25 protein-coding genes are annotated in these 25,875 nt (G+C 72.5%); 9 read left to right on the top strand and 16 right to left on the bottom strand.

Going from position 1 to position 25,875, the window contains the following annotated elements:
• Positions 1 to 46 precede the first annotated feature (46 nt).
• Complete coding sequence (locus ACYU8V_RS11725; protein ID WP_460847540.1) at positions 47 to 1,198, top strand: MalY/PatB family protein; 1,152 nt, start codon at positions 47 to 49, stop codon at positions 1,196 to 1,198.
• Here the strand turns inward: ACYU8V_RS11725 and ACYU8V_RS11720 are convergent.
• Both ACYU8V_RS11720 and ACYU8V_RS11715 read right to left on the bottom strand, forming a co-directional pair.
• Positions 1,149 to 2,546 carry a GH1 family beta-glucosidase gene (locus tag ACYU8V_RS11720; protein WP_460847539.1) on the bottom strand — a complete coding sequence of 466 codons (1,398 nt, stop codon included), beginning with the start codon at positions 2,544 to 2,546 and terminating at the stop codon, positions 1,149 to 1,151. The two genes, ACYU8V_RS11725 and ACYU8V_RS11720, sit on opposite strands and share 50 nt — an antisense overlap.
• A gap of 5 nt (positions 2,547 to 2,551) precedes the next feature.
• Entirely contained in the window at positions 2,552 to 3,901 is a 1,350-nt protein-coding gene (locus tag ACYU8V_RS11715; protein WP_460847537.1) for a glycoside hydrolase family 1 protein, read from the bottom strand.
• A gap of 16 nt (positions 3,902 to 3,917) precedes the next feature.
• On the opposite strand from ACYU8V_RS11715, the gene ACYU8V_RS11710 reads away from it, so the two are divergent.
• A complete protein-coding gene (locus ACYU8V_RS11710) occupies positions 3,918 to 4,616 on the top strand; it encodes a pirin family protein (protein WP_460847535.1) in 699 nt (232 codons plus the stop codon).
• Here the strand turns inward: ACYU8V_RS11710 and ACYU8V_RS11705 are convergent.
• Together ACYU8V_RS11705 and ACYU8V_RS11700 are read right to left on the bottom strand one after the other, a co-directional pair.
• Positions 4,613 to 6,490, bottom strand: coding sequence for a penicillin-binding transpeptidase domain-containing protein (locus tag ACYU8V_RS11705; RefSeq protein WP_460847534.1), 1,878 nt, complete (start codon positions 6,488 to 6,490; stop codon positions 4,613 to 4,615). The two genes, ACYU8V_RS11710 and ACYU8V_RS11705, sit on opposite strands and share 4 nt — an antisense overlap.
• Positions 6,491 to 6,542: 52 nt before the next feature.
• Complete coding sequence (locus ACYU8V_RS11700) at positions 6,543 to 7,349, bottom strand: SGNH/GDSL hydrolase family protein (protein ID WP_460847533.1); 807 nt, start codon at positions 7,347 to 7,349, stop codon at positions 6,543 to 6,545.
• 153 nt (positions 7,350 to 7,502) lie between these two features.
• Between ACYU8V_RS11700 and ACYU8V_RS11695 the strand changes: the two genes are divergently transcribed.
• Complete coding sequence (locus tag ACYU8V_RS11695; RefSeq protein ID WP_460847531.1) at positions 7,503 to 8,720, top strand: oxygenase MpaB family protein; 1,218 nt, start codon at positions 7,503 to 7,505, stop codon at positions 8,718 to 8,720.
• 77 nt (positions 8,721 to 8,797) lie between these two features.
• On the opposite strand, the gene ACYU8V_RS11690 is transcribed toward ACYU8V_RS11695, so the two are convergent.
• The 6 genes from ACYU8V_RS11690 to ACYU8V_RS11665 all read right to left on the bottom strand — a co-directional run bounded on the left by ACYU8V_RS11690 (position 8,798) and on the right by ACYU8V_RS11665 (position 14,608).
• Positions 8,798 to 9,406, bottom strand: coding sequence for a TetR/AcrR family transcriptional regulator (locus ACYU8V_RS11690; protein WP_460847530.1), 609 nt, complete (start codon positions 9,404 to 9,406; stop codon positions 8,798 to 8,800).
• A gap of 2 nt (positions 9,407 to 9,408) precedes the next feature.
• The gene (locus tag ACYU8V_RS11685; RefSeq protein WP_460847529.1) at positions 9,409 to 10,035 is read right to left on the bottom strand and encodes an aggregation-promoting factor C-terminal-like domain-containing protein; all 627 of its coding nucleotides are present in this window, start codon (positions 10,033 to 10,035) and stop codon (positions 9,409 to 9,411) included.
• A 21-nt stretch (positions 10,036 to 10,056) separates the two neighbouring features.
• Positions 10,057 to 11,820, bottom strand: a complete 1,764-nt coding sequence (locus ACYU8V_RS11680) for a DEAD/DEAH box helicase (RefSeq protein WP_460847528.1) — start codon at positions 11,818 to 11,820, stop codon at positions 10,057 to 10,059.
• Positions 11,821 to 11,900: 80 nt separating this feature from the next.
• Positions 11,901 to 12,338 (bottom strand): hypothetical protein, encoded by a 438-nt coding sequence (locus ACYU8V_RS11675; RefSeq protein ID WP_460847526.1) that lies wholly within the window; start codon positions 12,336 to 12,338, stop codon positions 11,901 to 11,903.
• Between the two features lie 116 nt (positions 12,339 to 12,454).
• On the bottom strand, positions 12,455 to 14,287 hold the full coding sequence (gene glmS, locus ACYU8V_RS11670) for a glutamine--fructose-6-phosphate transaminase (isomerizing) (protein ID WP_460847525.1): 1,833 nt from the start codon (positions 14,285 to 14,287) through the stop codon (positions 12,455 to 12,457).
• 57 nt (positions 14,288 to 14,344) lie between these two features.
• Complete coding sequence (locus ACYU8V_RS11665; RefSeq protein ID WP_460847523.1) at positions 14,345 to 14,608, bottom strand: hypothetical protein; 264 nt, start codon at positions 14,606 to 14,608, stop codon at positions 14,345 to 14,347.
• A gap of 268 nt (positions 14,609 to 14,876) precedes the next feature.
• On the opposite strand from ACYU8V_RS11665, the gene ACYU8V_RS11660 reads away from it, so the two are divergent.
• The 3 genes from ACYU8V_RS11660 to ACYU8V_RS11650 all read left to right on the top strand — a co-directional run bounded on the left by ACYU8V_RS11660 (position 14,877) and on the right by ACYU8V_RS11650 (position 16,735).
• Positions 14,877 to 15,008, top strand: coding sequence for a hypothetical protein (locus ACYU8V_RS11660; protein WP_460847521.1), 132 nt, complete (start codon positions 14,877 to 14,879; stop codon positions 15,006 to 15,008).
• Between the two features lie 189 nt (positions 15,009 to 15,197).
• Positions 15,198 to 15,758, top strand: a complete 561-nt coding sequence (locus tag ACYU8V_RS11655; RefSeq protein WP_460847519.1) for a YceI family protein — start codon at positions 15,198 to 15,200, stop codon at positions 15,756 to 15,758.
• A 59-nt stretch (positions 15,759 to 15,817) separates the two neighbouring features.
• Entirely contained in the window at positions 15,818 to 16,735 is a 918-nt protein-coding gene (locus ACYU8V_RS11650) for a GNAT family N-acetyltransferase (protein ID WP_460847518.1), read from the top strand.
• 9 nt (positions 16,736 to 16,744) lie between these two features.
• Here the strand turns inward: ACYU8V_RS11650 and ACYU8V_RS11645 are convergent, their stop codons facing one another.
• Positions 16,745 to 17,971, bottom strand: a complete 1,227-nt coding sequence (locus tag ACYU8V_RS11645) for an RNA polymerase sigma factor (RefSeq protein WP_460847517.1) — start codon at positions 17,969 to 17,971, stop codon at positions 16,745 to 16,747.
• 2 nt (positions 17,972 to 17,973) lie between these two features.
• Positions 17,974 to 18,336 carry a YciI family protein gene (locus ACYU8V_RS11640; RefSeq protein WP_460847516.1) on the bottom strand — a complete coding sequence of 121 codons (363 nt, stop codon included), beginning with the start codon at positions 18,334 to 18,336 and terminating at the stop codon, positions 17,974 to 17,976.
• 97 nt (positions 18,337 to 18,433) lie between these two features.
• On the opposite strand from ACYU8V_RS11640, the gene ACYU8V_RS11635 reads away from it, so the two are divergent.
• Entirely contained in the window at positions 18,434 to 19,708 is a 1,275-nt protein-coding gene (locus ACYU8V_RS11635; RefSeq protein ID WP_460847514.1) for an MFS transporter, read from the top strand.
• Here ACYU8V_RS11635 and ACYU8V_RS11630 read toward each other — a convergent pair.
• Both ACYU8V_RS11630 and ACYU8V_RS11625 read right to left on the bottom strand, forming a co-directional pair.
• Positions 19,684 to 21,072: a threonine/serine exporter family protein gene (locus ACYU8V_RS11630; RefSeq protein ID WP_460847513.1), complete on the bottom strand. Its 1,389-nt coding sequence runs from the start codon at positions 21,070 to 21,072 to the stop codon at positions 19,684 to 19,686. The genes ACYU8V_RS11635 and ACYU8V_RS11630 overlap by 25 nt on opposite strands.
• Positions 21,073 to 21,579, bottom strand: coding sequence for a mycothiol transferase (locus ACYU8V_RS11625; protein WP_460847512.1), 507 nt, complete (start codon positions 21,577 to 21,579; stop codon positions 21,073 to 21,075).
• A gap of 110 nt (positions 21,580 to 21,689) precedes the next feature.
• Between ACYU8V_RS11625 and ACYU8V_RS11620 the strand changes: the two genes are divergently transcribed.
• Entirely contained in the window at positions 21,690 to 22,574 is an 885-nt protein-coding gene (locus tag ACYU8V_RS11620) for a sigma-70 family RNA polymerase sigma factor (RefSeq protein WP_460847510.1), read from the top strand.
• Here ACYU8V_RS11620 and ACYU8V_RS11615 read toward each other — a convergent pair.
• Both ACYU8V_RS11615 and ACYU8V_RS11610 read right to left on the bottom strand, forming a co-directional pair.
• Complete coding sequence (locus ACYU8V_RS11615) at positions 22,568 to 23,548, bottom strand: DUF2332 domain-containing protein (protein WP_460847509.1); 981 nt, start codon at positions 23,546 to 23,548, stop codon at positions 22,568 to 22,570. The two genes, ACYU8V_RS11620 and ACYU8V_RS11615, sit on opposite strands and share 7 nt — an antisense overlap.
• Before the next feature lie 88 nt (positions 23,549 to 23,636).
• Entirely contained in the window at positions 23,637 to 24,569 is a 933-nt protein-coding gene (locus ACYU8V_RS11610; RefSeq protein ID WP_460847507.1) for a TauD/TfdA dioxygenase family protein, read from the bottom strand.
• A 154-nt stretch (positions 24,570 to 24,723) separates the two neighbouring features.
• Between ACYU8V_RS11610 and ACYU8V_RS11605 the strand changes: the two genes are divergently transcribed.
• Positions 24,724 to 25,875, top strand: coding sequence for an ROK family protein (locus ACYU8V_RS11605; protein WP_460847505.1), 1,152 nt, complete (start codon positions 24,724 to 24,726; stop codon positions 25,873 to 25,875).

Below are 25,875 nucleotides of genomic sequence, written 5' to 3'. Positions count from 1 at the left end.
AAAAACCAACGCGTTGGTCAGGTGCGACGCCAACTAGGCTGGCCGCATGCTGCGCGACCTGACCGACGAGGAGGCGCGGCGGGCCCTGCCGTGCAAGTGGGGGATGGTCGAGCCGGACGTGCTACCGGCCTGGGTCGCGGAGATGGACTACGCCCTCGCCCCGCCGATCGCGGAGGCGCTGCGGGAGGCCGTCACGGCCGGCATGACCGGCTATCCGGACTTCCCCCTCGGCGGCCCGCTGGGTGAGGCGTACGCCGGCTTCGCGGCCCGCCACTTCGGCCACACCGTCGACCCCACGCACGTGATCCCGACCGTCGACGTGACGGCCGGGGTCCGGCTCGCGCTCGACGCCCTCTCCGAGGCAGCCCCGGTCGTGATGACGCTGCCGGGCTACCCGCCGCTGCTCGACGTCGGCGGGGTGACCGGCCGGGAGCGCTGGGACCTCGTGGTGTCCCCCGATGCCGCACGCGCCGAGATCGACCTCGACGCCCTGGAGCGGCACCTCGCCGCCGGCGCCCGCACCGTGCTGCTCACCAACCCGCACAACCCGTGGGGCCGCGTCCTCACCCGCCCCGAGCTCGAGGGCGTGCGCGACCTGGTGATCCGGTACGCCGCCCGGGTGGTCGCCGACGAGATCCATGCGCCGCTGGTACTGCCCGGCTCCCCTGCCCACATCCCCTACCTGTCCCTCGAGGGCACCGCCGACCACGCCGTCGCGGTGGTCGCCGCCTCGAAGGCCTTCAACGTGGCCGGGCTGCGCTGCGCGCAGGTCGTCGTGGGCGACGACGCCACCCGCGACCTGGTCCGGGCGCTGCCCATGGTGCGCAACGACTCGTGGTCACCGCTCGGCGTGGCCGCGGCGATCGCCGCCTACACCGACGGTGACCCCTGGCTCGCCTCCCTCGTCGCCCGCCTGGGACAGCAGCGCGACCTGTTCACCGACCTGCTCGCCGAGCACCTGCCGGAGGCGCGGATGCGGCCGCTGGAGGCGACGTACCTGGCCTGGGTCGACCTGCGCGTCTACGGCCACGACGACCCGGCCGCGGTGGCGCACGAGAAGGGTCGGGTGCGGCTGGCGCCGGGGCACGACTACCACCCGGGGCTCACCGGGCACGCCCGCGTCAACCTGGCGACCAGCCCCGAGCGCCTCACCCAGGTGGTGGAGCGGACGGCTGCCGCGCTCGGTGGGCCGCGATGAGGTCGGCGTACCACCGGTAGCTGGCCTTGGGGATCCGCTGCTGGGTCGCGAAGTCGACCCAGACCAGCCCGAACCGCTGCTGGTAGCCGTCGGCCCACTCGAAGTTGTCCAGCAGCGACCAGCAGTAGTAGCCCCGTACGTCGGCGCCGCGGCTGTTCGCCTCGGCGACCGCGCGCAGGTGGCCGGCGTGGTAGTCGATCCGGTCCTGGTCGGCGACGACACCGGCCGCGTCCGGCCCGACGGCGTAGGAGCACCCCGACTCGGTGATCACGACCGGCGGCAGCACCGCCCGGTAGCGCGCCCGCAGCGTGATCAGCAGCTCGCGCAGCGCGTCGGGCACGACGGGCCAGCCGAAGTCGGTCAGGGGGTGGCCGACGACCTCGCGGAAGGCGAAGGGCAGGTCGGCGTCGTCGGCGGTCGCCGCGACCCGCATCGGGTTGTAGTAGTTGAGCCCGTAGAAGTCGAGGGGCTGGCGGATCGCGGCCAGGTCGCCGTCGAGGACCAGGCCGTCGAACTCCCCCATCAGCATCGCGATGTCGGCCGGGTAACGGCCCATCAGCATCGGCTCGACGTACTGGCCGTTCCAGAGGGCGTCGAAGAGCTTGGCCGCGCCCACGTCGGCATCGCTGTCGGAGGCGGGCCACACCGGGGCGTGGTTGTTGGCGCAGCCGATCCGGCCGGTCACGCCCGCGGCCCGCAGCGCCGCGACCGCGCGGCCGTGGGCGAGGAGCAGGTGGTGGGTCACGGGCTGCGCGTCGAAGAGCAGCGCGCGGCCCGGCGCGAGCATGCCGACGCCGTAGCCCATCAGGGAGGCGACGTTGGGCTCGTTGATCGGCACCCAGTCCGTGACCCGGTCGCCGAGCCGCGCGGCCACCGCCTCGGCGTACGCACCGAAGCGCTCGACGGTGTCGCGCGACAGCCAGCCCCCGGCGTCCTCCAGCGGCTGCGGCAGGTCCCAGTGGTACAGCGTCGCCATCGGCTCCTGGCCGGTGGCGAGCAGCGTGTCGACGAGCCGGTCGTAGAAGTCGAGCCCGGCCGCGTTCACTGCGCCGGAGCCCGTCGGCACGACCCGCGGCCACGCGATCGAGAACCGGTAGCCGGTGGTGCCGAGGCCCTGCATCAGCGCGACGTCCTCGTCGACGCGGTGGTAGTGGTCGCACGCCACCTCGCCGCTCGACCCGTCGGCCACCCGACCGGGCTCGGCGCAGAAGGTGTCCCAGATGGACGGGCCGCGGCCGTCCTCGGCCACCGCCCCCTCGATCTGGTACGCCGCCGTGCTGGTGCCGAACCGGAAGCCGGCCGGCAGCCGGCCGGCGAGCTCGTCCACCCCGCTGCTCCCCCTGCTCACGCCGCTCACCCCACCCTCCGCCGCCGGTGCTCGCCGACGAGCGCGCGGTACCAGGCGAAGGACTCCTTGGGCGTGCGCACCTGGGTGCGGTGGTCGACATGCACCAGCCCGTACGGCGTCAGGAACCCGTCGTCCCACTCCCAGCCGTCGAGCAGGCCCCAGACGAAGAACCCGCGGACGTCCACGCCGCGCGCGATCGCGTCACCCACCGCGTTCACGTGCGAGGCCAGGTAGGTGATCCGGGCGTCGTCACGGATCGCGCCCGAGGCGTCCGGCTCGTCGGCGTACGACGCGCCGCACTCGGTCACCACGACCGGCGGCAGCACGTCCGGGTAGCGCTCTGCGGTCGCGGTCAGCCAGTCGGTGAGGGCCTCGGGCACCACGGCCCAGCCGCTGTCGGTGCGGTCGTAGCCGACGATCTCGGCGAGCTCGATGGGGGACGGCGACCCCGGGTCGGCCGCCCGGATGCGGTGCGCGCCGTAGTAGCTGACCCCGTAGAAGTCGAGCGGCTGGCTGATCGTGTCCATGTCGCCGGGCTGGACGACCTCCTCCATCACCGGCATCAGGTCGCCCGGGTAGCGGCCGTGCAGCATCCCCTCCAGCGCGATCCCGTTCCAGATCGCGTCGAACAGCTTGGAGGCCGCCAGGTCGGCGTCGTCGAGCGACGCCGGCCAGATCGGCGCGTGCCCGTTGGAGCACCCGACACTCCGCGCGCCCAGCCCCCGCAATGCGCCGACGGCCCGGCCGTGCGCGAGCAGCAGGTGGTGCGCGATGGGTACGGCGTCGAAGACCAGCTGGTGGCCCGGCGCGTGCTGGCCGATGCCGTAGCCGAGGATCACCACCGAGGTCGGCTCGTGCATGGGGATCCAGTGGGCGACCCGGTCGACGAGCCGCTCACCGACCACGCCGGCGTACTCCTCGAAGGCGTCGACGCTCGCCCGGTCCGCCCACCCGCCCCGGTCGTCGAGCGCCTGCGGCACGTCGAAGTGGTGCAACAGCGCGGTGGGCTCGATGCCGCGCTCGAGCAGGCCGTCGACCAGGCGGTCGTAGAAGTCGAGGCCGCTCGCCGAGACCCGGCCGCGGCCCTCGGGCAGGACCCGGGACCACGCCACCGAGAAGCGGTACGACGGCGCGCCGAGCTCGCGCAGCAGGTCGAGGTCCTCGGCGTACCGGTGCACGTGGTCGCACGTGACCGCCGGTGTCGAGCCGTCGATGATGTGCCCGGGCGTCTCGGCGAAGGTGTCCCAGATGGTCCGGCCGCGCTCGTCCGAGGCGCCCTCGACCAAGCTGGCGGAAGTGGCGGTCCCGAACCGGAACCCCGCCGGGAACCGCTCCGTCCGCACAGTGAACGGCACAGGCACAATCATCCACGTGACTGTCGACATCCGCAGGGGAACCGAGCGCTTCGCCGATCGCGGGACGGGCCGCATGACCCGGCACGGCTTCGCCTTCGGCCAGCACTACCACCCCGACCGGCTCGACTTCGGGCCGATGGTCTGCCACGACGACCACCTGCTCGGCTCCGGGCAGGGGTTCGACGAGCACCCGCACAGCGGTCTGGAGATCGTGTCGTGGGTGGTGTCGGGGAGGCTCGTGCACCGTGACTCGTCGGGCTCGTCCGGCTCGTCCGGCTCGTCCGGCTCGTCCGGCTCGTCCGGCTCGTCGGCCGAGGTGGGCGCCGGGGAGTGGGGCTGGCTCTCGACCGGCGCCGGGGTCCGGCACGCCGAGCACGCGAGCACCGACGGGCCGGCGCGCTTCATCCAGGTGTGGCTGCGGGCCGGGGACGCCGCGGCCGGCGCGGAGCCGGCGTACCGCACGGGCACGGGGGCGCTCACCGTCCCGACGGCCGCCGGCGACGCCGTCCTCACGCCGGTCCACCTCGAGGCGGGCGCGACCACGACGCTGCCGGCGGCCCCACGGGTGCACGCGTTCGTCGCCAACGGCGCGCTGCTGCGGTCGTCCCTGGCCGAGCCGCTGCAGACCGGGGACGCGTTCCTGCTGAGTGGCGAGCCGGCGTACGACATCACGGCCGCGGTGCCCACCGACCTGCTGGTCTGGCAGCTGCCCTAGCGGGCCGCGCGCAGGAAGTCGGCCAGGATCGGCCCGGCGGTCTGCGCACCCGTCACCCCGACGTCGACGAACACCGCGACCGCGAGGTCGCCCTGGCCGGCGACCATCCAGGCGTGGGTCTTCGTCGCGCCACTGCCCGCGTCGAACTCGGCGGTGCCGGTCTTCGCGATCACGGGCGGGCCGGGCAGGCCGAGCAGGCCGCGACCGGTGCCGCCGGTGACGACGCCGCGCAGCATCGCGCGCAGCTGCCGGGCCTCGCCCGGGGTCAGCGCGGCGACGCCGGACGGCACCGGGGAGGTGACCCCGTCGACCAGATGCGGTACGACGGTGTGGCCGGCCACGATCGACGACATCACCGTGGCCATGGCCATCGGCGAGGCGAGGACCTTGCCCTGCCCGATCATGTCCGCGGCGCCCTCGGTCTCGCTGGCCGCGGCCGGCACCTGCCCGAAGTACGCCGGGAAGCCGGTGTCGTGGTCGATGCCGAACCCGAGCGTCGCGGCGGCCTTGGCCAGCCCGCCCTGCGCGATGGTGTCGCGCTGGCCGATGAAGGCGGTGTTGCAGGACCACGCCAGCGCGGTGCTCAGCGGGATGCTGCCGAGCGCCGACGGCGGGTAGTCGCTGTCGTTCTCGAACCTCTTGCCGTCCACGCTCACCGCCGACGGGCAGGTGACGGTGCTGCTCGGGGTCAGGCCGGAGCGGAGCAGCGCGAGGCTGCCGATCATCTTGAACGTCGAGCCGGGCGCGAACCGCCCGTAGGTGGCGAAGTTCTGCCCGTCGGTGCCCGGCCCGTTGGCCGCGGCCAGGATCGCGCCGGTGCTGGGGCGGATCGCGACCAGCGCGCTCCCCGGGCCGACACCGGCCAGCAGCTCCTCGGCCTTCTGCTCGAGCCGTACGTCGAGGCTCAGCCCGAGCGGCTTGCCGGCCCTGCCGCCGATCCGCACCAGGGTGAGCGGGGTGACCGTGGTGCCGGGGGTCTCGGCGCGCACCTCGCGGCCGGGCACGCCGCGGAGCTGGTCGTCGTACCGCGCCTGTAGGCCGGACAGCCCGATCTCGTCGCCCACCTTGAGGGTGGGGTCCTTCTTGATGGCCTCGGCGGTGACCGGGCCGACGCGGCCGAGGAGCGGGGCGGCGAACTCCTTGGTCGGCGCCAGCGGCAGCGTCCCGGCGACGCTCAGCAGGCCGGGCAGCGAGGCGTGCTCGACCTCGGACGGCACCTGGCCCTTGCGGTAGGTGATCGCCTCCACGAAGGCCTTGTCGCCGGCCGCCCGCACCGCCTTCACGTACGCCGCCGGGTCGATCCCCACGATCCCCGCGAGCGTGCGCGCGGAGGACGCGGCCCGGGCCACCGGCACGCGGCTCCGGTCGATGCCGACGTGCACCACGGGGCGGTCGGTGACGATGACCGAGCCGTGCGCGCCGGTGATCGCCCCGCGCCGGCCGGGCAGGGTGAGGGCGTTGAGCACGTCGGCCTTGCCGAGCTTCGGCTGCACGTCGCTGCGCGCCCAGACCACGGCGGTGGCGGCACCCTGGCCGGACAGCGGCACGGTGGAGTCGTAGGTCCACGGGTCGTGCCCGGCCACGAGCGGCCACGACCAGTGCAGCTGCGCGGACCCGCTGCCGACCGATCCGACGGTGACGGTCGGGACGAGGCCGTCCATCCCGTCGACGACCTCGGCGTACTCCTTGGCGACCGAGGCGCTCGACGTGGTGAAGGTGACGCCGTCGAAGCTGGTGGGCACCGCGGCCGAGCTCAGCGCGGTCGCGAGCGCTTGGACCTGTCGCTGGACCGGGTCGTCCGCGCCTCCGCTCCCGCAGGCGGCCAGCCCCAGGCTGGTGAGGGACAGGACCAGTGCCACCGAGAGCCGCCGCATGACGACGGTTCTACCAGCCGCCACCGACCGGTCCGGCGAGCCACCCGACCAGCTACCCGACCAGCACCGCCCCGACCAGCGGCGTGTAGCCCTGCGACTGCCCGAGCTTGTTCGGGTGGTAGCTCTCGCTGATCGGGTTGGACAGCCCGTTGAGCCACTCGGTGCTGTCACAGATCGCGTGACCGGTGAACCTGCTGACCGGGTTCACGAACGTGAAGCCGTGGCCCGACGCCGCGGAGGACAGCTTCGAGTCGAGCAGGTCCGCGGTCTGGTTGAGCAGTGACTCGTCCGAGGGCGAGAACCAGGTGGCCGCGTTGCAGTCCTCGCCCATGAACAGGTGCGGGTAGCCGACCACGACGACCTTCGCGTACGGCGCCCGGCTCCGGATCGAGGTGTACAGGGTGTTGAGCCGTCCGGGCAGGGTGTTGGTGATGAAGCTCTGCGCGGTCGCGACCTTGCCGTTGCAGTCCGACATCCACGCCGGCTTGGCGCACTCGGTGATCACATCCGTGAAGCCCGCGTCGTTGCCGCCGACGGAGATGGTGACGTAGCGGGTCGTGCTGCTGAGCGCGCCGAGCTGGTTGCTGGTCACCGTGGAGGTGGTCGCGCCGGAGCATGCCTGGAAGTTGAGCGCGTACCCCTTCTGCTGCGCGACGAGGTAGGGATAGGCGTACGTCGAGCGCTGGCAGCTGGTGCCGTCGTCGAGGTAGGTGCGCGTGCCGACGCCGGAGGAGTAGGAGTCCCCGAGCGCGACGTACGACGGACCTGCCGCATGCGCGGCGGACGGGAGCCCGATCAGGCCGGCGACCGCCAGCAGGCCGGTGACGAGGGACAGGGCGAGACGGCGGGAGCTGGACACGAGCACCTCCGGGACGGCCGCGGGAGCGCGGCAGTGATGTGACCTGGATCACTCAAGCCGACGACAGGGGTCTTGTCGAGAGGCGGCGAGCCATGGTGTGATCGCGGTTACAGAGATACAAATACTGTATCCGTGTATCACGAAGGTGGACGCATGAGCGAGATGAGCAGGCGGCGGATCCTGGTCGGCGGCACGGCGCTGGGCGCGCTCGGCGCGGTCCAGCTCGCGAGCGCTCCTGCGGGATGGAGCTGGTCGTCGTCCGGCTCCATCGCCGGCGGCACGACGACGACCGACCCGAGCACCGTCTGGGACGACCCGGCCGACTGGCTCGCCGCAGCCGTCCTCGGCCGCGGCGGGGTCGCCGAGGTCAACGCCGCGCTGGCCACCTGGGTGACCAACGCCGACGCCGTGCCGGGCGCCACCCCCGGCGACGTCGCGGACTTCATCGCGACCGCCCGGCAGCTCCCGACCTGGGCCGACCAGGCCCAGCTCACCCGCGCGGCCCGGTTCAACAAGGTCCAGGGCGACGTGATCGCGGTCCTCTACGGCATGGGCAGCGGGATGATGAGCTGCCTGATCCCGCACGAGGCGCGCGCGGTCTACTACTCCCGCGGCGGCGCCACGATGAAGGACCGGATCGCCAAGACCGCCAAGCTCGGCTACGACATCGGCGCGATCGACGCCTACCAGCCGGCCGGCTCGATGGTGGTGACCGCGGTCAAGACCCGGCTGGTCCACGCCGCCGTCCGCACGCTGCTGCCGCAGTCGCCGTACTGGCAGCCGACCGCCGACCAGTCCCGACCGATCAGCCAGCGCGACCTGCTCATCACCTGGCACAGCCTGGCCACCTTCGTGATGCAGAACCTGGAGAGGTGGAACGTGCCCGTCGCTGTGGCCGACAAGGCGGCGTACCTCCATCTCTGGCAGGTCTCCGCACACCTGCTCGGCATCCAGGACCAGTTCATCCCGGCCACGTGGGCGGACGCCTACGCGCAGAAGGCGCAGCTGCTCGACCCCGTCATCGCGCCCACGTCCGAGGGCCTCAAGCTCGCGCAGATCCTGGTCAACCTCGGCTCCGACGCCGACGGCGGCTTCCTGTCCCGGCCGATGCTCCAGGCCATGACCCGCTACGTCCTCGGCGGCGCGTACGCCGACATGCTCGCCCTCCCGCGCCAACCGCTCCTCGACGCGGGCATCGCGGCCGGCTGGCCGGGCTTCATCGCGATGCGCGAGGCGGGGCTGAACCTGCCGCTGATGGGCGACCTCTACGACACCTTCGACGAGTTCCTCCGCCAGGGCGCCCTGTTCTACCTCTCCAGCGGCCAGCGGATCGACATCGTCATGCCCGACGCCAACCGCCAGTCCTTCTGACCCCAGATCGCGAGTTAGGTCTTGTGGTCGACCCAAACCCTGGTTTGGGTCGACCACAAGACCGAACTCGCGGAACGTCAGGGGACGAGGAGGGGGACCAGCGCCTGCTCGGCGACCCGGCGCAGGGCGGCCTCGTCGTCGACGTCGATGAGGGTGCTCGGCGTGACCAGGAACGAGGTGGTCAGCCGGACCATGATCTCCGCGACGAGCTCCGGGTCGATCTCGGGCGAGATGTGGCCGGCGCGCTGCTCGCTGCGCAGCTGGCCCGCCACGAAGCCGCGGACGGCGTCGAGGGTGCCGCCCTCGGCGAGCAGCGAGGTCAGGAGAAGGCCGCGCTCACCGGTCATCAGGCCACCGACCACCGGGTTGTCGCGCATGGTCCGCAGCGAGCTCACGAAGCCGAGGACGACCCGGTCGCCCGCCGTGCGCCCGGGCGCGATGTCGGCGCGGAAGCGGTCGAAGTAGCGCCGGAACTCCCGCGCCACGACCTGCTCGACGAGGGCGTCCTTGCCGGCGAACCGGCGATAGACGGTGATCCGGGAGATGCCGGCCTCGCGCGCGACCTCCTCCATCGTCATCCGCTGGGCGCCGACCCGGCAGATCACGGCGTACGCCGCGTCGAGCACCCGCGCGCCGATCGCGTCCACCTCGGGGGCGTCGCCGTTGAGGGCGGAGAGCAGCTCCACCCTCAGTACCAGCCGAACTTCGTCTCGTGCGCCCACGCGCCCTGCGGGGTGCCGTACCGCGCGCCGATGTAGGCCAGGCCCCACTTGATCTGGGTCTCGGGGTTGGTGCGCCAGTCCGGGCCGACGACGGCCATCTTGGTGGCGGGCAGCGACTGCGGGATGCCGTACGCGCCCGAGTGCGGGTTCTCGGCGAGGTGGTTCCAGCCGGACTCGCGGGTCCACAGCGCGTTCAGGTACGGCCACTGGTCGGCGGCGAAGCCGAACTCGATGAGCAGGTGGTAGCCGAGTGCCTGGTTCGAGCCCGGCGAGATGTCCGCGGGCGTCGTCGGCATCGGGGTGTGGCGCGCGATCCGCTCGGCGAGCCGCGCGAGCTGACGCATGATGACCGCCCGCGGGACCTTGGCGATGGCGCCGCGGCGGCGGTCGGCGACCCGGGCGGTGCCGCTGCGGACGGGTGCGGTCGGCGTACCGGCTCCGGTGGCCACCGCTGCCGAGGGGTTCGGGTCCGCCCCCAGCGGGTCGTTGCCGTGGGAGCCCCAGCGGACGGCGGCGATGAGGAGAGCGACGACGAGCACCACGAGGCCGGCGGTGCCGGCCACGCTCGCGACCCTGTTCTCCTCGCCGACCATCAGCCCACCATCACCCGGCGATCAGTCGCGCGGGGTGCGGCCCTTCGGCGGACCGAAGTCGCGCGCGAGCTCGATCAGCTTGCCGCTGATCCGGGTCTCCTTGAGCTTGTCCCAGGCCTGCTGCGGCAGGTTCGCCGGCAGCTCGACCACGGAGTAGTCGCCGCGGATCGTGATCCGGCCGAAGTCGCGCCGGTCCAGGCCGCCCTCGTTCGCGAGCGCTCCGACGATCATCCGCGGCTCGACCCGGTGGCGCTTGCCGACCTGGATCTTGTACGACGCCAGCGGGGCGCCGCTGCGGGCGCCGCGGTCACGCTGGCCCCGGTCCCCGCGCTCGCCCCGGTCGGGACGGTCGCCCCGGTCACGCGCACCACGGTCGTTGCGGTCGCCGCGCTCGGCCTGCTCGCGCTGGCGGCGCTGGTACTCCGACTCGGGCTCGAGCAGCAGCGGGGTCTCGCCCTGCATCGCGATCGCCAGCGCGGCGGCCACGTCGACCTCGGGGACGTCGTGCTCCTTGATGTAGTGGCTGACGACGTCGCGGAAGAAGTCGATCTGCGGCGAGTTGAGCGCCTCGGTGATCTGGTCGTCGAAGCGCGCGAGCCGGGTCTCGTTGACGTCCTCGACGCTGGGGAGCTTCATCTCCTCGAGCGTGGAGCGCGTGGCGCGCTCGATGTGCTTGAGCAGGTAGCGCTCGCGCGGGGTGATGAACGAGATCGCGTCGCCGCTGCGACCGGCGCGGCCGGTGCGGCCGATCCGGTGCACGTAGGCCTCGGTGTCGGTGGGGATGTCGTAGTTGACGACGTGGGTGATCCGCGGGACGTCGATGCCCCGGGCGGCCACGTCGGTGGCGACCAGGATGTCGAGCTTGCCGGCCTTGAGCTGGTTGACCGTGCGCTCGCGCGTCGCCTGCGGGATGTCGCCGTTGATCGGCGCGGCGCCGTACCCGCGCGCGCGGAGCTTCTCGGCGAGCAGCTCGGTCTCGCTCTTGGTGCGGACGAAGACCATCATCGCCTCGAAGTTCTCGACCTCGAGGATGCGGGTGAGGGCGTCGACCTTCTGCGGGTAGCTGGAGATCAGGTAGCGCTGGCGGATGTTCTCCGCGGTGCGGGTCTTCCGCTCGATCGTGACGTCGACCGGGTTGTTCAGGTAGGTCTGCGAGAGCTTGCGGATCTGCGGCGGCATGGTGGCCGAGAACAGCGCGACCTGCTTGTCCTTCGGGGTGTCGGCGAGGATCGTCTCGACGTCCTCGGCGAAGCCCATGTTGAGCATCTCGTCGGCCTCGTCGAGGACCAGGAAGCGCAGCTCGGTCAGGTCGAGCGTGCCCTTCTCGAGGTGGTCCATGATCCGGCCCGGGGTGCCGACCACGATGTGCACGCCACGACGGAGGGCGCTGAGCTGTACGCCGTAGGCCTGGCCGCCGTAGACGGGCAGCATCTTCACGCCGCGGGAGTGGGCGGCGTACTTCTCGAACGCCTCGCAGACCTGCAGCGCGAGCTCGCGGGTGGGCGCGAGAACCAGCGCCTGCGGGGTCTTCTGGGACAGGTCGAGCCGGTCCAGGATCGGCAGCGCGAACGCGGCGGTCTTGCCGGTGCCGGTCTGGGCCAGGCCGACCACGTCGCGACCCTCGAGCAGGTGCGGGATGGTCTCGGCCTGGATCGCCGACGGGCTCTCGTAGCCGACGGCCTTGAGCGCCTTGAGGACGTCGGCACCCAGGCCGAGGTCGGCGAAGGTGGTCGCCTCAGTGGTCTCGGTGGTCGTCTCGTCGGCGGGCACGTCGGGGGAAGTCACTGGTCAACGGTAGTGCCGTGAGACACTCCCGGCGCATTTCTCGGCGCGGTGCGTTGGCTCACCCGCTCGTCCGGCCCGGCTCAGAGCGTGCTACCGACACCGCAGGCGCTGCGGATCTGGCGGCGTACGGCCTTCACCTGCCGGCTCACCGGACCGACGTTCGTGCGGTAGGCAGCCTCGAGGATGCGCCGGTTCAGGGCGCGGGTCTGGGCGGCGTTCAGCCCGTACGGCGGGTGCGCGGGATCGCGCAGGCTGCGCTTGCTCGCGGCGGCGTAGGCGAGCACGGCCACCGAGATGTCGTGCCAGTCGCCCGCGACATCGCCGGTGGCGACATTGCCGGCGTCCTGGACCAGGGTCGCGAACCGCTGGGGCGCGGGCCGGTGCTTCCCGGCGAGCTTGCGGACCGCGTTGCAGTAGTCCTGCTTGCTCGCCGAGGTGGTGGCCGTGTCCTTGCTGCCGCATCCGCTCAGGCCGAGCGCCAGCAGCGCCGCCAGTGCGATCGCTGTGAACGCGCGCATCGAACCCCCTGTAGTGACCTGGTCCCCCACGGACCGCTGGGCTGACCGTAATGCCCGTCACACCCGGTTGGCCACAGAATCGGCAGATGTGGGCGACACGGCGTCGCAGCATCTCCTCACTCGACGGTGACCGACTTGGCGAGGTTGCGCGGCTTGTCGACGTCGAGCCCGAGCGCCAGCGAGGCACGGTAGGCGAGCACCTGCAGCGGGATGGTCAGCAGGATTGGGTCCAGCTCCCGCTCGCTGCGAGGTACGTCGATCCGGGTGCACTCGATCTCGCCCACGTCGATCCCGGGGTGGGTGACGACGACCAGCGGGCCGCCGCGCGCGGCGATCTCGTGCAGGGCGGCCACGTTGCGCTCGACGAGCTCGTCGTCGGGCACGATCGCGACGGTCGGCACCTCCGGGGAGATCAGCGCGAGCGGGCCGTGCTTGAGCTCGGAGGTCTGGTAGGCCTCGGCGTGGCGGTAGCTGATCTCCTTGAACTTCTGCGCGCCCTCCCGGGCGACCGGGAACCCGCGCACCCGCCCGACGAAGAACAGGCTGTCGGCCTGCGCGAGCCGCTCGGCGACGGTCGCGAGCTCCTCCTCCATGTCGAGGACCTGCTGGATCTGGTCGGGCAGGGCGTTGAGCCCCGCGATCAGCCGCTTGCCGTCGGCGATCGAGAGGTCGCGGACCCGGCCGAGCTGCAGCGCGAGCATGGCGAAGCCGAGGAAGGAGTTCGTGAGCGCCTTGGTGGAGGCGACCGCGACCTCGGGACCGGCGTGCAGGTAGATGCCGCCGTCGACCTCGCGGGCGATGGCGGAGCCGACCACGTTCACCAGACCGACCACGAAGCCGCCCTTGCGGCGTACCTCCTGGACCGCGAGCAGGGTGTCGATGGTCTCGCCGGACTGGCTGACCGCGACGTAGAGCGTGTCCGGCTCGACGATCGGGTTGCGGTAGCGGAACTCGGAGGCGGCCTCGGCGTCGGCGGGGATGCGGGCCAGCTCCTCGATCAGCGCGGCACCCATCTGACCGACGTAGTACGCCGATCCGCAGCCCAGGATCTTCACCCGGCGGAACGCGCGCAGGTCGCGGGTCTCGAGGTTGAGCCCGCCCAGGTGGCCGGTGCCGAAGCGCTCGTCGAGGCGACCGCGCAGCACCCGCTCGGCCACGGCCGGCTGCTCGCGCATCTCCTTGTGCATGAAGGAGTCGTGATCGCCCGCGTCGTACTCGTCGTACGCGACGTCGACCTCGGTCACCCGACGGGTCCCGGCCTCGACCGCACCGCCGGCCCCGATCCGGAAGGTGGTGAACCCGGTCGCGGTCAGCGTGGCCATCTCGCCGTCGGCCAGGTGGGCGACGGTCGTGGTGTAGCGGACCAGCGCCGCCAGGTCGGAGGCGACGTGCATCTCCTTGTCGCCCACGCCGATGATCAGCGGGCTGCCGTTGCGCGCCACGACGATCCGGTCGGGGAAGTCCGCGTGCACGAAGGCCACCCCGTAGGTGCCCTCGACGCGACCGAGCGCCTCGACCACCTTCTCCTCCAAGGTGGCGGCGTCGGAGCGGCCGACCAGGTGGGCGAGCACCTCGGTGTCGGTGTCGGAGGCCAGGTCCACGCCGTCGTCGGCCAGCTCGGCGCGCAGCGTCGCGGCGTTGTCGATGATCCCGTTGTGGACGACCGCGACCAGGCCCTTGGCGTCGGTGTGGGGGTGCGCGTTCACGTCGTTGGCCGGCCCGTGGGTGGCCCAGCGGGTGTGGCCGACGCCGGCGCGCCCGGAGAACCGCTTGGGCAGCCCGTCCTCCAGGTCACGCACCCGCCCGGCGCGCTTGGCGACGCGGATGCCGGTGCTGCCGACGACCGCGACGCCCGCGGAGTCGTAGCCGCGGTGCTCGAGGCGCGCGAGGCCCTCGAGCAGCAGCGGGGCCGCCTGCTGGTTGCCGATGTATCCGACGATGCCGCACATGGAGAGAGCCTTTCGTTGGTCGACTCGCGGAGGAACGAGCCTCCGGCGAATCGAGACCTATCCGTAGATCATGCGGCGCAGCTGCCGCTCCGAGAGGTCCGGCGCCGCGACGACCCGCTCAGCGAGCTCGGCGCGCAGCCGGGTGTAGATGTCGGCGTTCTTGACGCCGTAGGTCTTGAGCTCGGCGTGACGGCGGCGTACGACGTCCTCCACCGGCTCGTGGTGGAAGGCGACCACGTCCTCGATCACCCGGGTGGCCTCCGCCTCCGACAGCCCGGTGCCCGCCATGACGTGGCTGAGGAGGCCTCGATCGACGGACATGAGCAGAATCCTGCGCTCACCTCGTGCGGTTTGTCCATTTCCTGCCCGAAATCGGGCAGAACCGGCCTTTCTGGCCCGGATGTATCAGGACCACTCACCGCAGACTCCTAGAAGTACGACGGCGCGACGCTCACGTGGAGCACCCGGACCGGTATCTGCCCCGAACGGACCACCAGGGGGAGCGATCGGTCGGAGTTTCGGGCAATTCCTGGCAGCCCTGTGGGGGCCGTGCTACCTTGGTGAACAGAAGATGAACAGGAGGTGACTCATGTACGACACCAACAGCGAGCATCTGGAGATGCGCTGGATCCCCGTGACCGATGCCGACGGCCGCACCCACATGGAGGCGTGCTGGATCACGGTGGGCCAGGCGAGCCACGCCGCCGGCCACGCCGCCTGACCGGCCTTCCCCACACTCAACACCGCGACCGCGGAGCGCCCTGGGGGCGCCCCGCGGTCGCGGCCATTTTTGTTCTCGAGAAATTCCGCTGACGCGGAATAGCCGTTCAGCCCTCCCGGTTATGGTTGATGATTCAACGATCTGCCCGTAGCGGTGGATCCCTCAGCCACCACGACCAAGGAGAACCTCATGACCGAGCAGACCAGCACCGCGATCGACTCCCTCACCGGCGACTACACCCTCGACACCGCCCACTCGCGCCTCGGCTTCGTCGCCCGGCACGCGGTGGTCACCAAGGTGCGCGGCCAGTTCACCGACTGGAGCGCCACCGCCCACGTCGACGCCGAGAACCCCGCCGCCTCGTCGGTGAAGGTCACGATCAACCCGGCCAGCGTCTCCACCGGCAGCGCCGACCGCGACGGCCACCTGACGTCCCCCGACTTCTTCGAGACCGAGAAGTTCCCGGAGTGGACCTTCGTCTCCACCGCGGTGTCCCGCGACGGCTCGGAGTGGACGATCACCGGCGACTTCACCATCAAGGACGTGACCAAGCCGCTGACGATCACCTTCGAGGAGACCGGCTCGGCCAAGGACCCGTTCGGCAACATCCGGGTCGGCTTCGAGGGCTCCGCCGAGCTCAACCGCAAGGACTTCGGCCTCACCTGGAACGCCGCGCTCGAGACCGGCGGCGTGCTGGTCTCGGAGAAGATCAAGCTCGAGTTCGACATCAGCGCGATCAAGAACGCCTGATCACGACCTGATCGCGTTCGTCGCTGGCGGCGAGCGCCCGTGGGAGCAACACTTCCCGGGTGCTCGCCGTTTCGCTTCCCGAGGGGATGACGTCCCGCTCCCTGGAGCCCACCGACGCCCCCGCCGTCCATGCCGTCATCGCAGCCCAGGAGCTGGCGGACGTCGGCACGGTCGGGGTCGACGTAGCGGATCTGGTCGCCGACTGGCAGCGCCCGTCCTACGACCTCGCGGCGAGCTCGGTGGCCGTTCTCGAGGCCGGCCGCATGGTGGCGTACGCCGAGCACCTCGGGGCTGACCGGTACGACGCGGCCGTGCACCCCGACGTCCGCGGCCGCGGCATCGGCACCTGGCTGGCAGCGTGGGCGCAGGAGTGTGCTCGGTCCCGCGGCGCGACCGAGCTCGGCATGCCCGTGCCCGCGGGATCTCCGGGGGACCGTCTCCTGACCGCCCTGGGCTACCGCGTGCGCTGGACCAGCTGGGTGCTCCGCCTGCCCGCCGGCCGCCGCATCGCCGAGCGTCCGCTTCCCGAGGGGTACGCCGTCCGGCCGGCCGCGCCCGAGGACCGCGAGCAGGTCTGGCAGGTCCTCGAGGACGCCTTCCTGGAGTGGTCCGACCGGGCCCGGACGCCGTACGACGACTTCGCGGCTGCCGTGTGGCAGCGGCCCGGCTTCGAGCCCTGGCACCTGCCGCTGGTGGTCGCGCCCGACGGCGACGTGGCGGGCGTCGCGTTCCTGACCACAGCCCCGGCTGCCGGCGAGGACCGCGAGGTGGAGGTCGAGCGCCTGGCCGTCCACCCGGCGCACCGGGGCCGCGGCCTGGCGCAGTCGCTCCTGCTCGCGGCGTACGCGGCCGGGGCCTCGCATGGCGCCGAGGGACTCACGTTGGCCACCGACTCCCGGACGGGAGCGCTGGCGCTCTACGAGAAGGTCGGCATGGTCGTCGCGTCGACGTGGGTCAACCGTGCGATCGCGCTCTGAGCGATCGGCTCACCCGACCAGCTCGCCCCGGCGCCGGGTGAGGTAGGCGCGCTCGGCGGCGTTGTCGGTGGCGGCGATCGCGGCGTCGTACTCGGACGCGGCCTCGACGCTGCGCCCCAGTCGGCGCAGCAGGTCGGCCCGGGTCGCGTGCCAGGGGTGATAGCCCCGCAGCGGTCCGGCGACGGCCGGGTCGTCGACCAGCGCCAGTCCCACCGCCGGGCCGTCCAGCTCGGCGACGGCCACCGCCCGGTTGAGGGCCACGATCGGCGACGGGTCGATCCGCGCCAGCTGCGCGTAGAGCGCGGCGACCTGCGACCAGTCCGTCGCGTCGGCGCTCGGCGCGTCGGTGTGGACCGCGTTGACCGCCGCCAGCAGCTGGAACCTGCCCGGCCGGTTGAGGCGCAGGCAGGCGCGCACCAGGTCGTGACCCTCCGCGATGAGCGAGCGGTCCCAGCCGCCGCGGTCCTGCTCGTCGAGGGGCACCAGCGATCCGCCGCGCACCCGCGCGGCGGCCCGCGCCTCGGTCATCAGCATCAGGGCGAGCAGCCCCGTGGGCTCCGGGTCGTCGGGGAGCAGCGCGTGCACCTGCCGGGTGAGCCGGATCGCCTCGGCGGTCAGGTCGCGCCGGATCGGCTCGCCCTCCCCCGAGGCCAGGTAGCCCTCGTTGAAGATCAGCCAGAGCACGGTGAGCACCGCGTCGATCCGGCGGCGCAGGTCCTCGGCCTGCGGGACGACGTACGGAATGTTGGCGGCCCTGATCTTGGCCTTGGCCCGCGAGATCCGCTGGCCCATCGTCGTCTCCTGCACCAGGAACGCACGCGCGATCTCGGGGACGGTGAGCCCGCCGAGCAGGCGCAGCGTCAGCGCGATCCGCGCCTCCGGCGCCAGGGCCGGGTGGCAGCAGGTGAAGATCAGCCGGAGCCGGTCGTCCTCGACCGGCCCGGTCGGGTCCGGGACGGTGTCGTCGGTGATCATCAGGGCCGCCTGGTGCTTGGCATCGCGCTGCTTCTCGCGGCGGATGCGGTCGATCCCCCGGCGGGCGGCGGTGGTGGTCAGCCACCCGCCGGGATTGGGGGGTACGCCGTCGGCCGGCCACCGCTCCAGGGCGACGACCAGGGCCTCGGCCGCCATCTCCTCGGCGAGGTCGATGTCGCCGAAGCGGCGTACCAACGTGGCGATCAGCCGGCCGTACTCCTCGCGGAAGACGCGCTCGACCGCCGCCCGTGCCTCGGCCATGGTCAGGCGAGGCCCTCGAAGGGGCGGACCTCGACCTTGCCGCGGCACGCCTTGGAGCCGGCAGCGGCCAGCTTGAGCGCGACGTCGAGGTCGGGGGCGTCGATCACCCAGAAGCCGCCGATGTACTCCTTGGACTCCAGGTAGGGGCCGTCGGTGATGACCGGGGTGTCCCCGGTGCCGTCGACGACGGTGGCCGTCGTGGCCTGCTCCAGGCCTCCCGCGAACACCCAGTAGCCGTCGGCCTTGAGCTGCTCGTTGAACGCACCGGTGTCGGCGAACGCCTGCTCCATGGCCTCCTTGGAGCCGTAGTCGCCGTACTCGCTGCGCTCGGCGGGGCCGTGCACGGACATCAGGTAGTGCGTCATGTTCTTCTCCTCAGGTCCGGGCGGCCGATCCGGCCGCCTCTCACCCTCCCCACGAACGGCTGTGCGTGGTTTCGACAGGCCTCTCTAGGATTCCCTGGTGAATCTACGCGGGATGCTCGCCGACACCCGTCCGCTGCAGAACCCGCACTTCCGGCGGCTGTGGTCCGCCAACATCATCACCGTCATCGGTGCCCAGCTCACGGTGGTCGCCGTGCCGGCCCAGATCTATGCCGAGACCGGGTCCTCGGCGTACGTCGGGCTGACGGGGGTCTTCGGGCTGGTGCCGCTGGTCGTCTTCGGGCTGTGGGGCGGCGCGCTGGCCGACCACTTCGACCGCCGCACGATCATGCGCATCACCACGACCGGGCTGATCGTGATCAGCGCGCTGTTCTGGGCGCAGGCGGCGGCGGGGGTCGGCAGCGTGTGGCTGCTGCTCGGGTTGTTCGCGGTGCAGCAGGCCTTCTTCGCCGTCAACCAGCCCACCCGCTCCGCGCTCCTGCCGCGGCTGCTGGAGCCCGAGCTGCTCCCGGCCGCCAACTCGCTGAACATGACGGTCATGCAGGCCGGCGGCATCGCCGGACCGTTGGTCGGCGGCGCGTTGATCCCGGTCACCGGGTTCTCCTGGCTCTACCTGATCGACGCCTGCTGCCTGCTCGCCACCTGGTGGGCCGTGTGGAAGCTGCCGCCGCTGCCGATCCAGGGAGTCGTGGGCCGTACGCCGGGCCTGCGCTCGGTCGTCGACGGCATCGCCTACCTCAAGGACCACCCGGTGCTGCGGATGTCCTTCGTCGTCGACATCATCGCGATGCTCTTCGGCATGCCGCGGGCGCTGTTCCCGCAGATCGCGCACGAGAGCTTCGGCGGGCCGACCGACGGCGGGCTGGCGTTCGCGCTGCTGTTCGCGGGGATCCCGGCCGGGGCGGTGCTCGGCGGGGTGTTCTCCGGCTGGGTGTCCCGGATCTCCGCACAGGGGCGGGCCGTCGTGTGGTCGATCATCGTGTGGGGCCTGTCGATGGTCGGCTTCGGCGTGTGCGTGGGGATGGCCGCGCACGGCTCGTCCTCGCTGTGGCTGAGCGGCGCCGTCGTGATGCTGATGGTCGGGGGTGCGGCCGACATGGCGTCGGCGGCGTTCCGCACCTCGATGCTGCAGTCCTCCGCGACCGACGAGGTCCGGGGCCGGCTGCAGGGCATCTTCATCGTCGTGGTCGCCGGCGGCCCGCGGATGGCCGACGTCGCGCACGGTGCCGCGGCCGCTCTGGTGGGCACCTCGATCACCGCCGCGGGCGGCGGGGTGCTCGTCGTCGTGGGCTGCGTGGTCGCGGTGCTGCTGGTGCCGGTGTTCTGGCGCTACCGGCTGGAGTCGTCAGGCTGAGCGGTGCGGGTTCCGGCCCGCTCAGCCTGACGACCCGCGCGGCGCCGCAGACGCGTGACGCCCACGAGCCGCGGGCCGGCGAGGCGCTGCGGGACCCGGCGGGCCTCGCGGGCGACCGGCTGGGCGACGTACTCACCGAGGATGACGCCGGCGGCCAGGGCGATGGCGATCGAGCCGGCGGCGACCATCGCGAGCAGGCCCTCGGCCGGCGCCGGGTGGTCGGAGGCGCCGAGCAGCGAGAGCCCCTTGTAGATCGAGAGGCCCGGCAGCATGGGCACGATCGCGGGGACGACGACCACCAGCGGCGGGACGCGGAGCCGGGCCGCCACGGCGAAGCTCACCAGGCCGACGCCGAACGCCGCGACGCCCACCGACCAGGCGCCCGCGAAGTCGTGCGCCGCGATGGCGAGGTCTGTCGCGAGCGCGGCCGCGCCGAGGAGCCCGATCGGCACGAGCGCGCGGCGGGGGGCGTACGACGAGAACGCGAACGCCGCCGAGCCGATGGCCCCACCGAGGGCGGCGACGCCGATCCCGGTCAGGTCGGTGCGCGCGGGCACCAGCGTCGGGAGGTCGAGGTGGACCGCGGCGGCGAGGCTGAGGCCGCCGGTCACGCCGCCGATGACGCCGGCGGTGGCCAGCACCGCCTCCAGCAGCCGCGCGCCACCGGTCACGTAGAAGCCCGAGAGGGCGTCCTGGATCGCACCCATGAAGCCGATGCCGGAGAGCAGCATGATGATGTTGGCGCTGACGACCGCCGAGGCGTCCATGTGCACCCACGGGTCGGCTGCCCGGGTGGCGACGGCGGCCAGCAGGGTGGCGATGGCGCCGCCCGCGATCTGTCGGTAGAAGAACGGCAGCCGCGCGCGGCTCATCACCAGCTGCAGCCGGTCGATGGCGACCGCCGCCACGAACGCGACCGCCACCACGGCCGCGGCGCCGCCGAGCTGGAGGCCGACGCCCGCACACATCACGCCCCAGCCCAGGGTCACCGCCCAGCGCCGGCGGGCGTGCCCCGAGGAGACGATGCGCGCGACGCGCGCCCGGGCCTCGGCGACGTCGATCCGGCCGGCGGCGACGTCGCGGACCAACTGGTCGACCCGGGTGAGGTCCTCGTAGTCGATGTCGCGCTGGGTGACGCCGCGCATCTGCAGCACCGGAGTCTCGTCCGGCCCTGCCTGCGCGCTCATCGCGAGCTGGGTGAAGGTGACGTCGACGCTCGGGTTGCGGATGCCGTAGGCCTGCGCGACGACGCGCATGGTCGCGGTGACGTCGGCCGCGCCGGCGCCGGAGGACAGCAGCACCTCCCCGACGCGCAGGCAGAGGTCGAGCGTCCGGGCGAGGTCGCGGGGATCCTGCTCGGGCACTCAGCCTCCGAGCAGGCCGCGGAGGTACGCCGCCTGGCCGACGTGCTGGGTGCAGTCGTTGACCACGCTGACCAGCCGGGCGCCGAGGGTGACCGGCGGATCCCAGCGGGTGTCGACCACCCGGTCCAGGTCGGCCTCGGTGACCGTCGCGATGAAGGCCAGCGAGGCCCGGTGGACCTCGCGGTAGTAGGCGAGCAGGTCGCCCGCCGGGATGCCCCTCACCTGACCGACCTCCTCGGAGGTGTGGCCGTAGCCGTGGGCCTCGACGGGGAAGGGCAGGCCGAACCTCTCGGCGTACCCCTCGCTGGTCCAGACCTGCTCGGTGCCGGCGACGTGGGCCACGTGGTCGTCCTGGACGCGGGTCAGGTGCCAGACCAGCCACGCGATGCTGTTGGCGGTGGGGGTCGGGCGTGCGGTCAGGGCGTCCTCGTCGAGCCCGTCGAGGACGGCTTCGATTTCCTCGAGCACGCGGCCGAGCGCGTCGGTGAGCAGGTCGCTGGGGGTCATGGGACCGAGGCTACGGGCGGGCGGTGTCACATCGCGAGCGTGTCGCGCGTCGAGCCGGTGAGGAGTGACGGACGACGCGCCGCTGTACGGCGGAAGGGGATGATGTGCCGGTGGAGACGGACCTGTTCGAGGCGGAGCGTGGGCGGTTGCGGGCGGTGGCGATGCGGATGCTCGGCTCGCCCGACGACGCCGACGACGTGCTGCAGGAGGCGTGGCTGCGGTGGTCCTCCGCCGCCCGGGACGACATCGACAACCCGGCCGCCTGGCTGACCACGGTGACCTCGCGGCTGTGCCTGGACCGGCTGCGCGCCCGCGGGCGCCGGGCCGAGGCGCCGCTGGAGGCGGTGGCCGAGGTGGAGTCGGGCGAGGCGGGCCCGCTCGACGAGGCCGAGCTGGCCGAGTCGGTCGACGCCGCGCTGCTCGTGGTGCTCGACCTCCTCTCCCCCGCCGAGCGGCTGTGCTTCGTGCTGCACGACCTGTTCGGGGTGCCGTTCGACGACGTCGCCGCGATCACCGGGCGCACCTCGGCGGCCGTGCGCCAGCTCGCCTCCCGGGGCCGCCGTCGCGTGCAGCGGCCCGAGACGGCCGAGCTCGCCGAGGCGAAGGCCCGCCAGCAGCGGGTCGTCGATGCCTTCTTCGCGGCCTCCAAGGCCGGCGACTTCGGCGCCCTGCTCGACCTGCTCGACCCGAACGCGGTCGTGCGGGCCGACGCCAACACCGTCGCGATGGGCGCCGAGGCCCTGCTGGTCGGCGCGGACGCGGTCGCGGGCCGCTTCTGCGGCCAGGCCCGTGCCGTCGTACCGATCCTGCTGGACGGGTACGCCGCCGCGACCTGGCAGCTGCAGGGCGTCCCGAAGGTGGTGTTCTCCTTCGTCATCGACGAGTCCACCGGCAAGATCCTCGAGATCGAGTCGCTCTCGGACCCCGACGTGTTGGCCGTCGCCGATCTGGCGAAGGCGGGTGGGGCGGCGCGGTTCCGTCCGTCCGATCAGTGACCGAACCAGCGCAGCGCTGAGCCGTGGCCGTGGGTGTGGCCGACCGCCACGCCGTCGATCCCGAGGACGAAGGTGTGCGCCGCGTCGGGCACCTGCGAGCTGGTGGCGGTGATCGAGGGCAGCACCTTCGGCGCCTCGTTGCTGATCCAGCGGCAGCGGCCCGCGGCGACCATGCCGCGCATCAGCCGGTCGAACTCGAGGCGACGCTCGGGCTCGAGGTAGGCGATGACGGCCGAGTGGAACACCACGACGGTCCCGTGAGCCGACGCCTCCTCGATCATGACGGGGAGCTCGGTCAGGAGGTCGCCCGCGACGATCCGCGGCGGGTCCTGGGCCGCGATCCTGATCGCCTGTCGCAATCGCTCACGGCGGTCGTCCTGCTCGGACCACACCAGGGTGACGAGCCAGTCCATCTGTTCGACGTCCGTGACGTCGAGGGGGTTGAGGTCGATGCCGGCCCGCCAGCGGATGTCCGGCAGCCGTGCCGGCAGCAGGGCGGGTCCCTCGACCCGGCACGACAGCTCGGGACCCTCGCTGAGACGAACCACCTTCGAGCCGAGCTGCCAGGCGTAGGCCCAACGGTCGGGATACAGGCACAGCCCGGCCGAGGCGCCGACTTCGATCAGTGCGAGCGGCCCGTCGATCCTGCCGAGCGCGGGCACCAGGGTGGCGAGCCGGCCGACCTCGTTCGTCTGCGTGGCATGGGCGAGGATCGTGGCGCGGATCGACCCTTCGTCGGCGAGCAGGGCGGCCCGCAGGCCGGAGTACGGGCCGGGGGCAGGCACGCCGTGGAGGCGCGCCGCCGCGAAGACCAGGTTGGGCTGCCGCTTGTTCGCCGGCAGCTCACTCAGCCAGTCGAGGACCTCCTCGTCGCCGGCGACGCCCCGCGCCCACTCGACGAAGGTCGGGGAGTCTCCCTCGCAGTAGCCGGCGAAGTCGACGTACTCGTGGGCGGTCTCACCGAACAGCAGCATGGCGCCATCCTGCATTCCTCCCGCAACACGCAACGATGCGCTGAGGTGCCACCTGTAGACACCTCAGCGCATCGTTGGCGCGCGACGGTCAGCTGATGAGCTCGTCGAGGCGGTTGTAGACGCCCGAGTCGCCCTGCAGCACCTGGCTGCGCCGGCCGTCGATCGAGACGGGGACGTCGCCCTGGACGGTGATGCGGCGTACCTCGCGGACCTGGGTGTCGAAGTCGGCGACCGCGTAGTGCTGGGTGGCGCGGTTGTCCCAGATGGCGACGTCGCCGGGCTGCCAGGTCCAGCGCACGGTGTTCTCGAGCTTGGTGACGCGGTCCTGCAGCAGGTTGAACAGGACGGCCGACTCCTTGGCGTTGAAGCCGGAGAACTGCTTGACGAAGTGGCCGAGCACCAGCGCGCGCTCGCCGGTCTCCGGGTGGACGCGGACGACCGGGTGCTCGGTCTGGTAGATCGTCGAGGCGAACTGCTCGCGATAGAAGTCGGTGTCCTCCGGCTTGGTGGCGCCGTCCTCGCCGAACTGGTGGGCGTAGTCGTAGTCGTTGCTGTGGACGGCCCACAGGCCGTCGACGAGGGCCTTGAGCTGCGGCGGCAGGAAGTCGTACGCCGCTGCGGTGTTGGCCCAGTTGGTGGTGCCGCCGTACTCGGGGATGGTGACGCCGCGCAGGATCGAGAAGGCCGGGACCCGGTCGACGAAGGTGACGTCGGTGTGCCAGGAGTTGGCGGCCATGCCGCGCGTGGCCTTCAGCGACAGGACCCGGGCGCTGCCGGTGTTGACCGTCGGGTGGGCGGTCGTGAGCGGGCCGAGCAGCTCGCCGAACGCGATCTGGCCGGCGTCGTCGAGGTGGTCCTGGCCGCGCAGGAACACGACCTTGTGCTCCAGGATCGCGGCGCGGATCTGCGCCACGGTCTCGGCGGGCAGGTCGCCGGAGAGCCGGACGCCGTCGATGCGGGCGCCGATGCGCGAGCCGAGCTTGGTGGTGGTGAGGACGGGGGACTCGATCTGGATGGTCATGGCGTCAAAGGTCCGCTGGACGGTTGGAGGGGACAAGGATTCCGATCCGGCTGAGGCGAACCCGCCGCGCCGCTCGCGAGACGGAGTCCGGCTTTGTTCACGGCATGTTCTACAGTTTGTCTAGTCGGTTTCTAGACATTGGATCGGAGTTCCCGTGGTGCTGCATCGCTCCCCCATCATCACCGTGGCCCGCGGCCGCTTCGGACGTACGTCGGCGCAGGTGCTCGAGCAGGTCCGCGCCGGGGGCCTGGTGACCCGCGACGAGATCGTCGCCCGCAGCGGGCTCAGCCCCGCCACGGTGGGCCGCGTCGTGACCGCGCTGGCCGAGGCGCGGATGCTGCGCGAGCGCCCCGACCGGATCCGCTCCGGCTCGATCGGCCGGCCGGGCGTGCCGGTCGAGGTGGATCCGGATCACTTCGTGGTCGTCGGCGTGCATGTCGGGCGGCGGATCGCGACCGTCGCGCTCGGCGACCTGACCGGCCGGGTCGTCACCCACGAGACGGTGCGCCGGCCCCTCGGCGAGGCGCCCGACCTCGACGCGCTGGGCCGCGTCGCGGCCCGGCTGCTGGGCTCGCTGCCCTCCCGCGCGCCCCTGGCTGCCGGCCTGGTCGGGCCCTGGCGGGAGCTCGGCATCGACCCGTCGGCGTACGGCGAGGAGCTGCACGAGCTCACCGGCCTGGACGTGCACACCGGCGACCACATCGCCGCGGTGGCGGCGAGCGAGTTCTTCCACCGGCGGCACGGCACGCCCGGGGTGACGCTCTACGTCTACGCCCGCGACACCCTCGGGTTCGCGCTGGCCGTCGACAAGGGCGAGGTCGTCGAGGTGTCGCGGGTCGGCAGCCTCGCCCATCTCCCGACGGGCGCGCCGGTGGCGTGCGGCTGCGGCCGCACCGGCTGCCTGGAGGCCGCCGCCGGCGACGGCGCAGTGGTCCGGGCGGCCAAGCGCTGGACGAGCAGCACCGAGATCGAGGCCGTCTACGAGCGGGCCGGGGACAAGGCCGTGCTACGGCTGCTGCGCGAGCGGGCGCGGCTTCTCGGCGAGGCGGCCGGCGTGGTGCGCGACATGACCGCGCCCGACCGCGTGGTGCTCGTCGGACAGGCGTTCACCGGCTGCCCGCCGGTGTTCGAGGACATCCTGACCGCGCTGCAGGGCGGCGCGCTGACCGACGTACCGGTGTCGTTCACGCGGTTCGGGTCGGGCATCCAGGCGACGGCGGCGTGCACGATCGCGCTGTGCCCGGTGTACGACGATCCGCTGGCGGTGCTGCCGCGGGGTCGCTCGGCCGGCGCGGCGGTGCTGTAG

The organism is Nocardioides ultimimeridianus (assembly GCF_054777895.1).
Note: the sequence above shows the minus strand (reverse complement) of the source record. Positions and strands in the feature narration are given on the sequence as shown.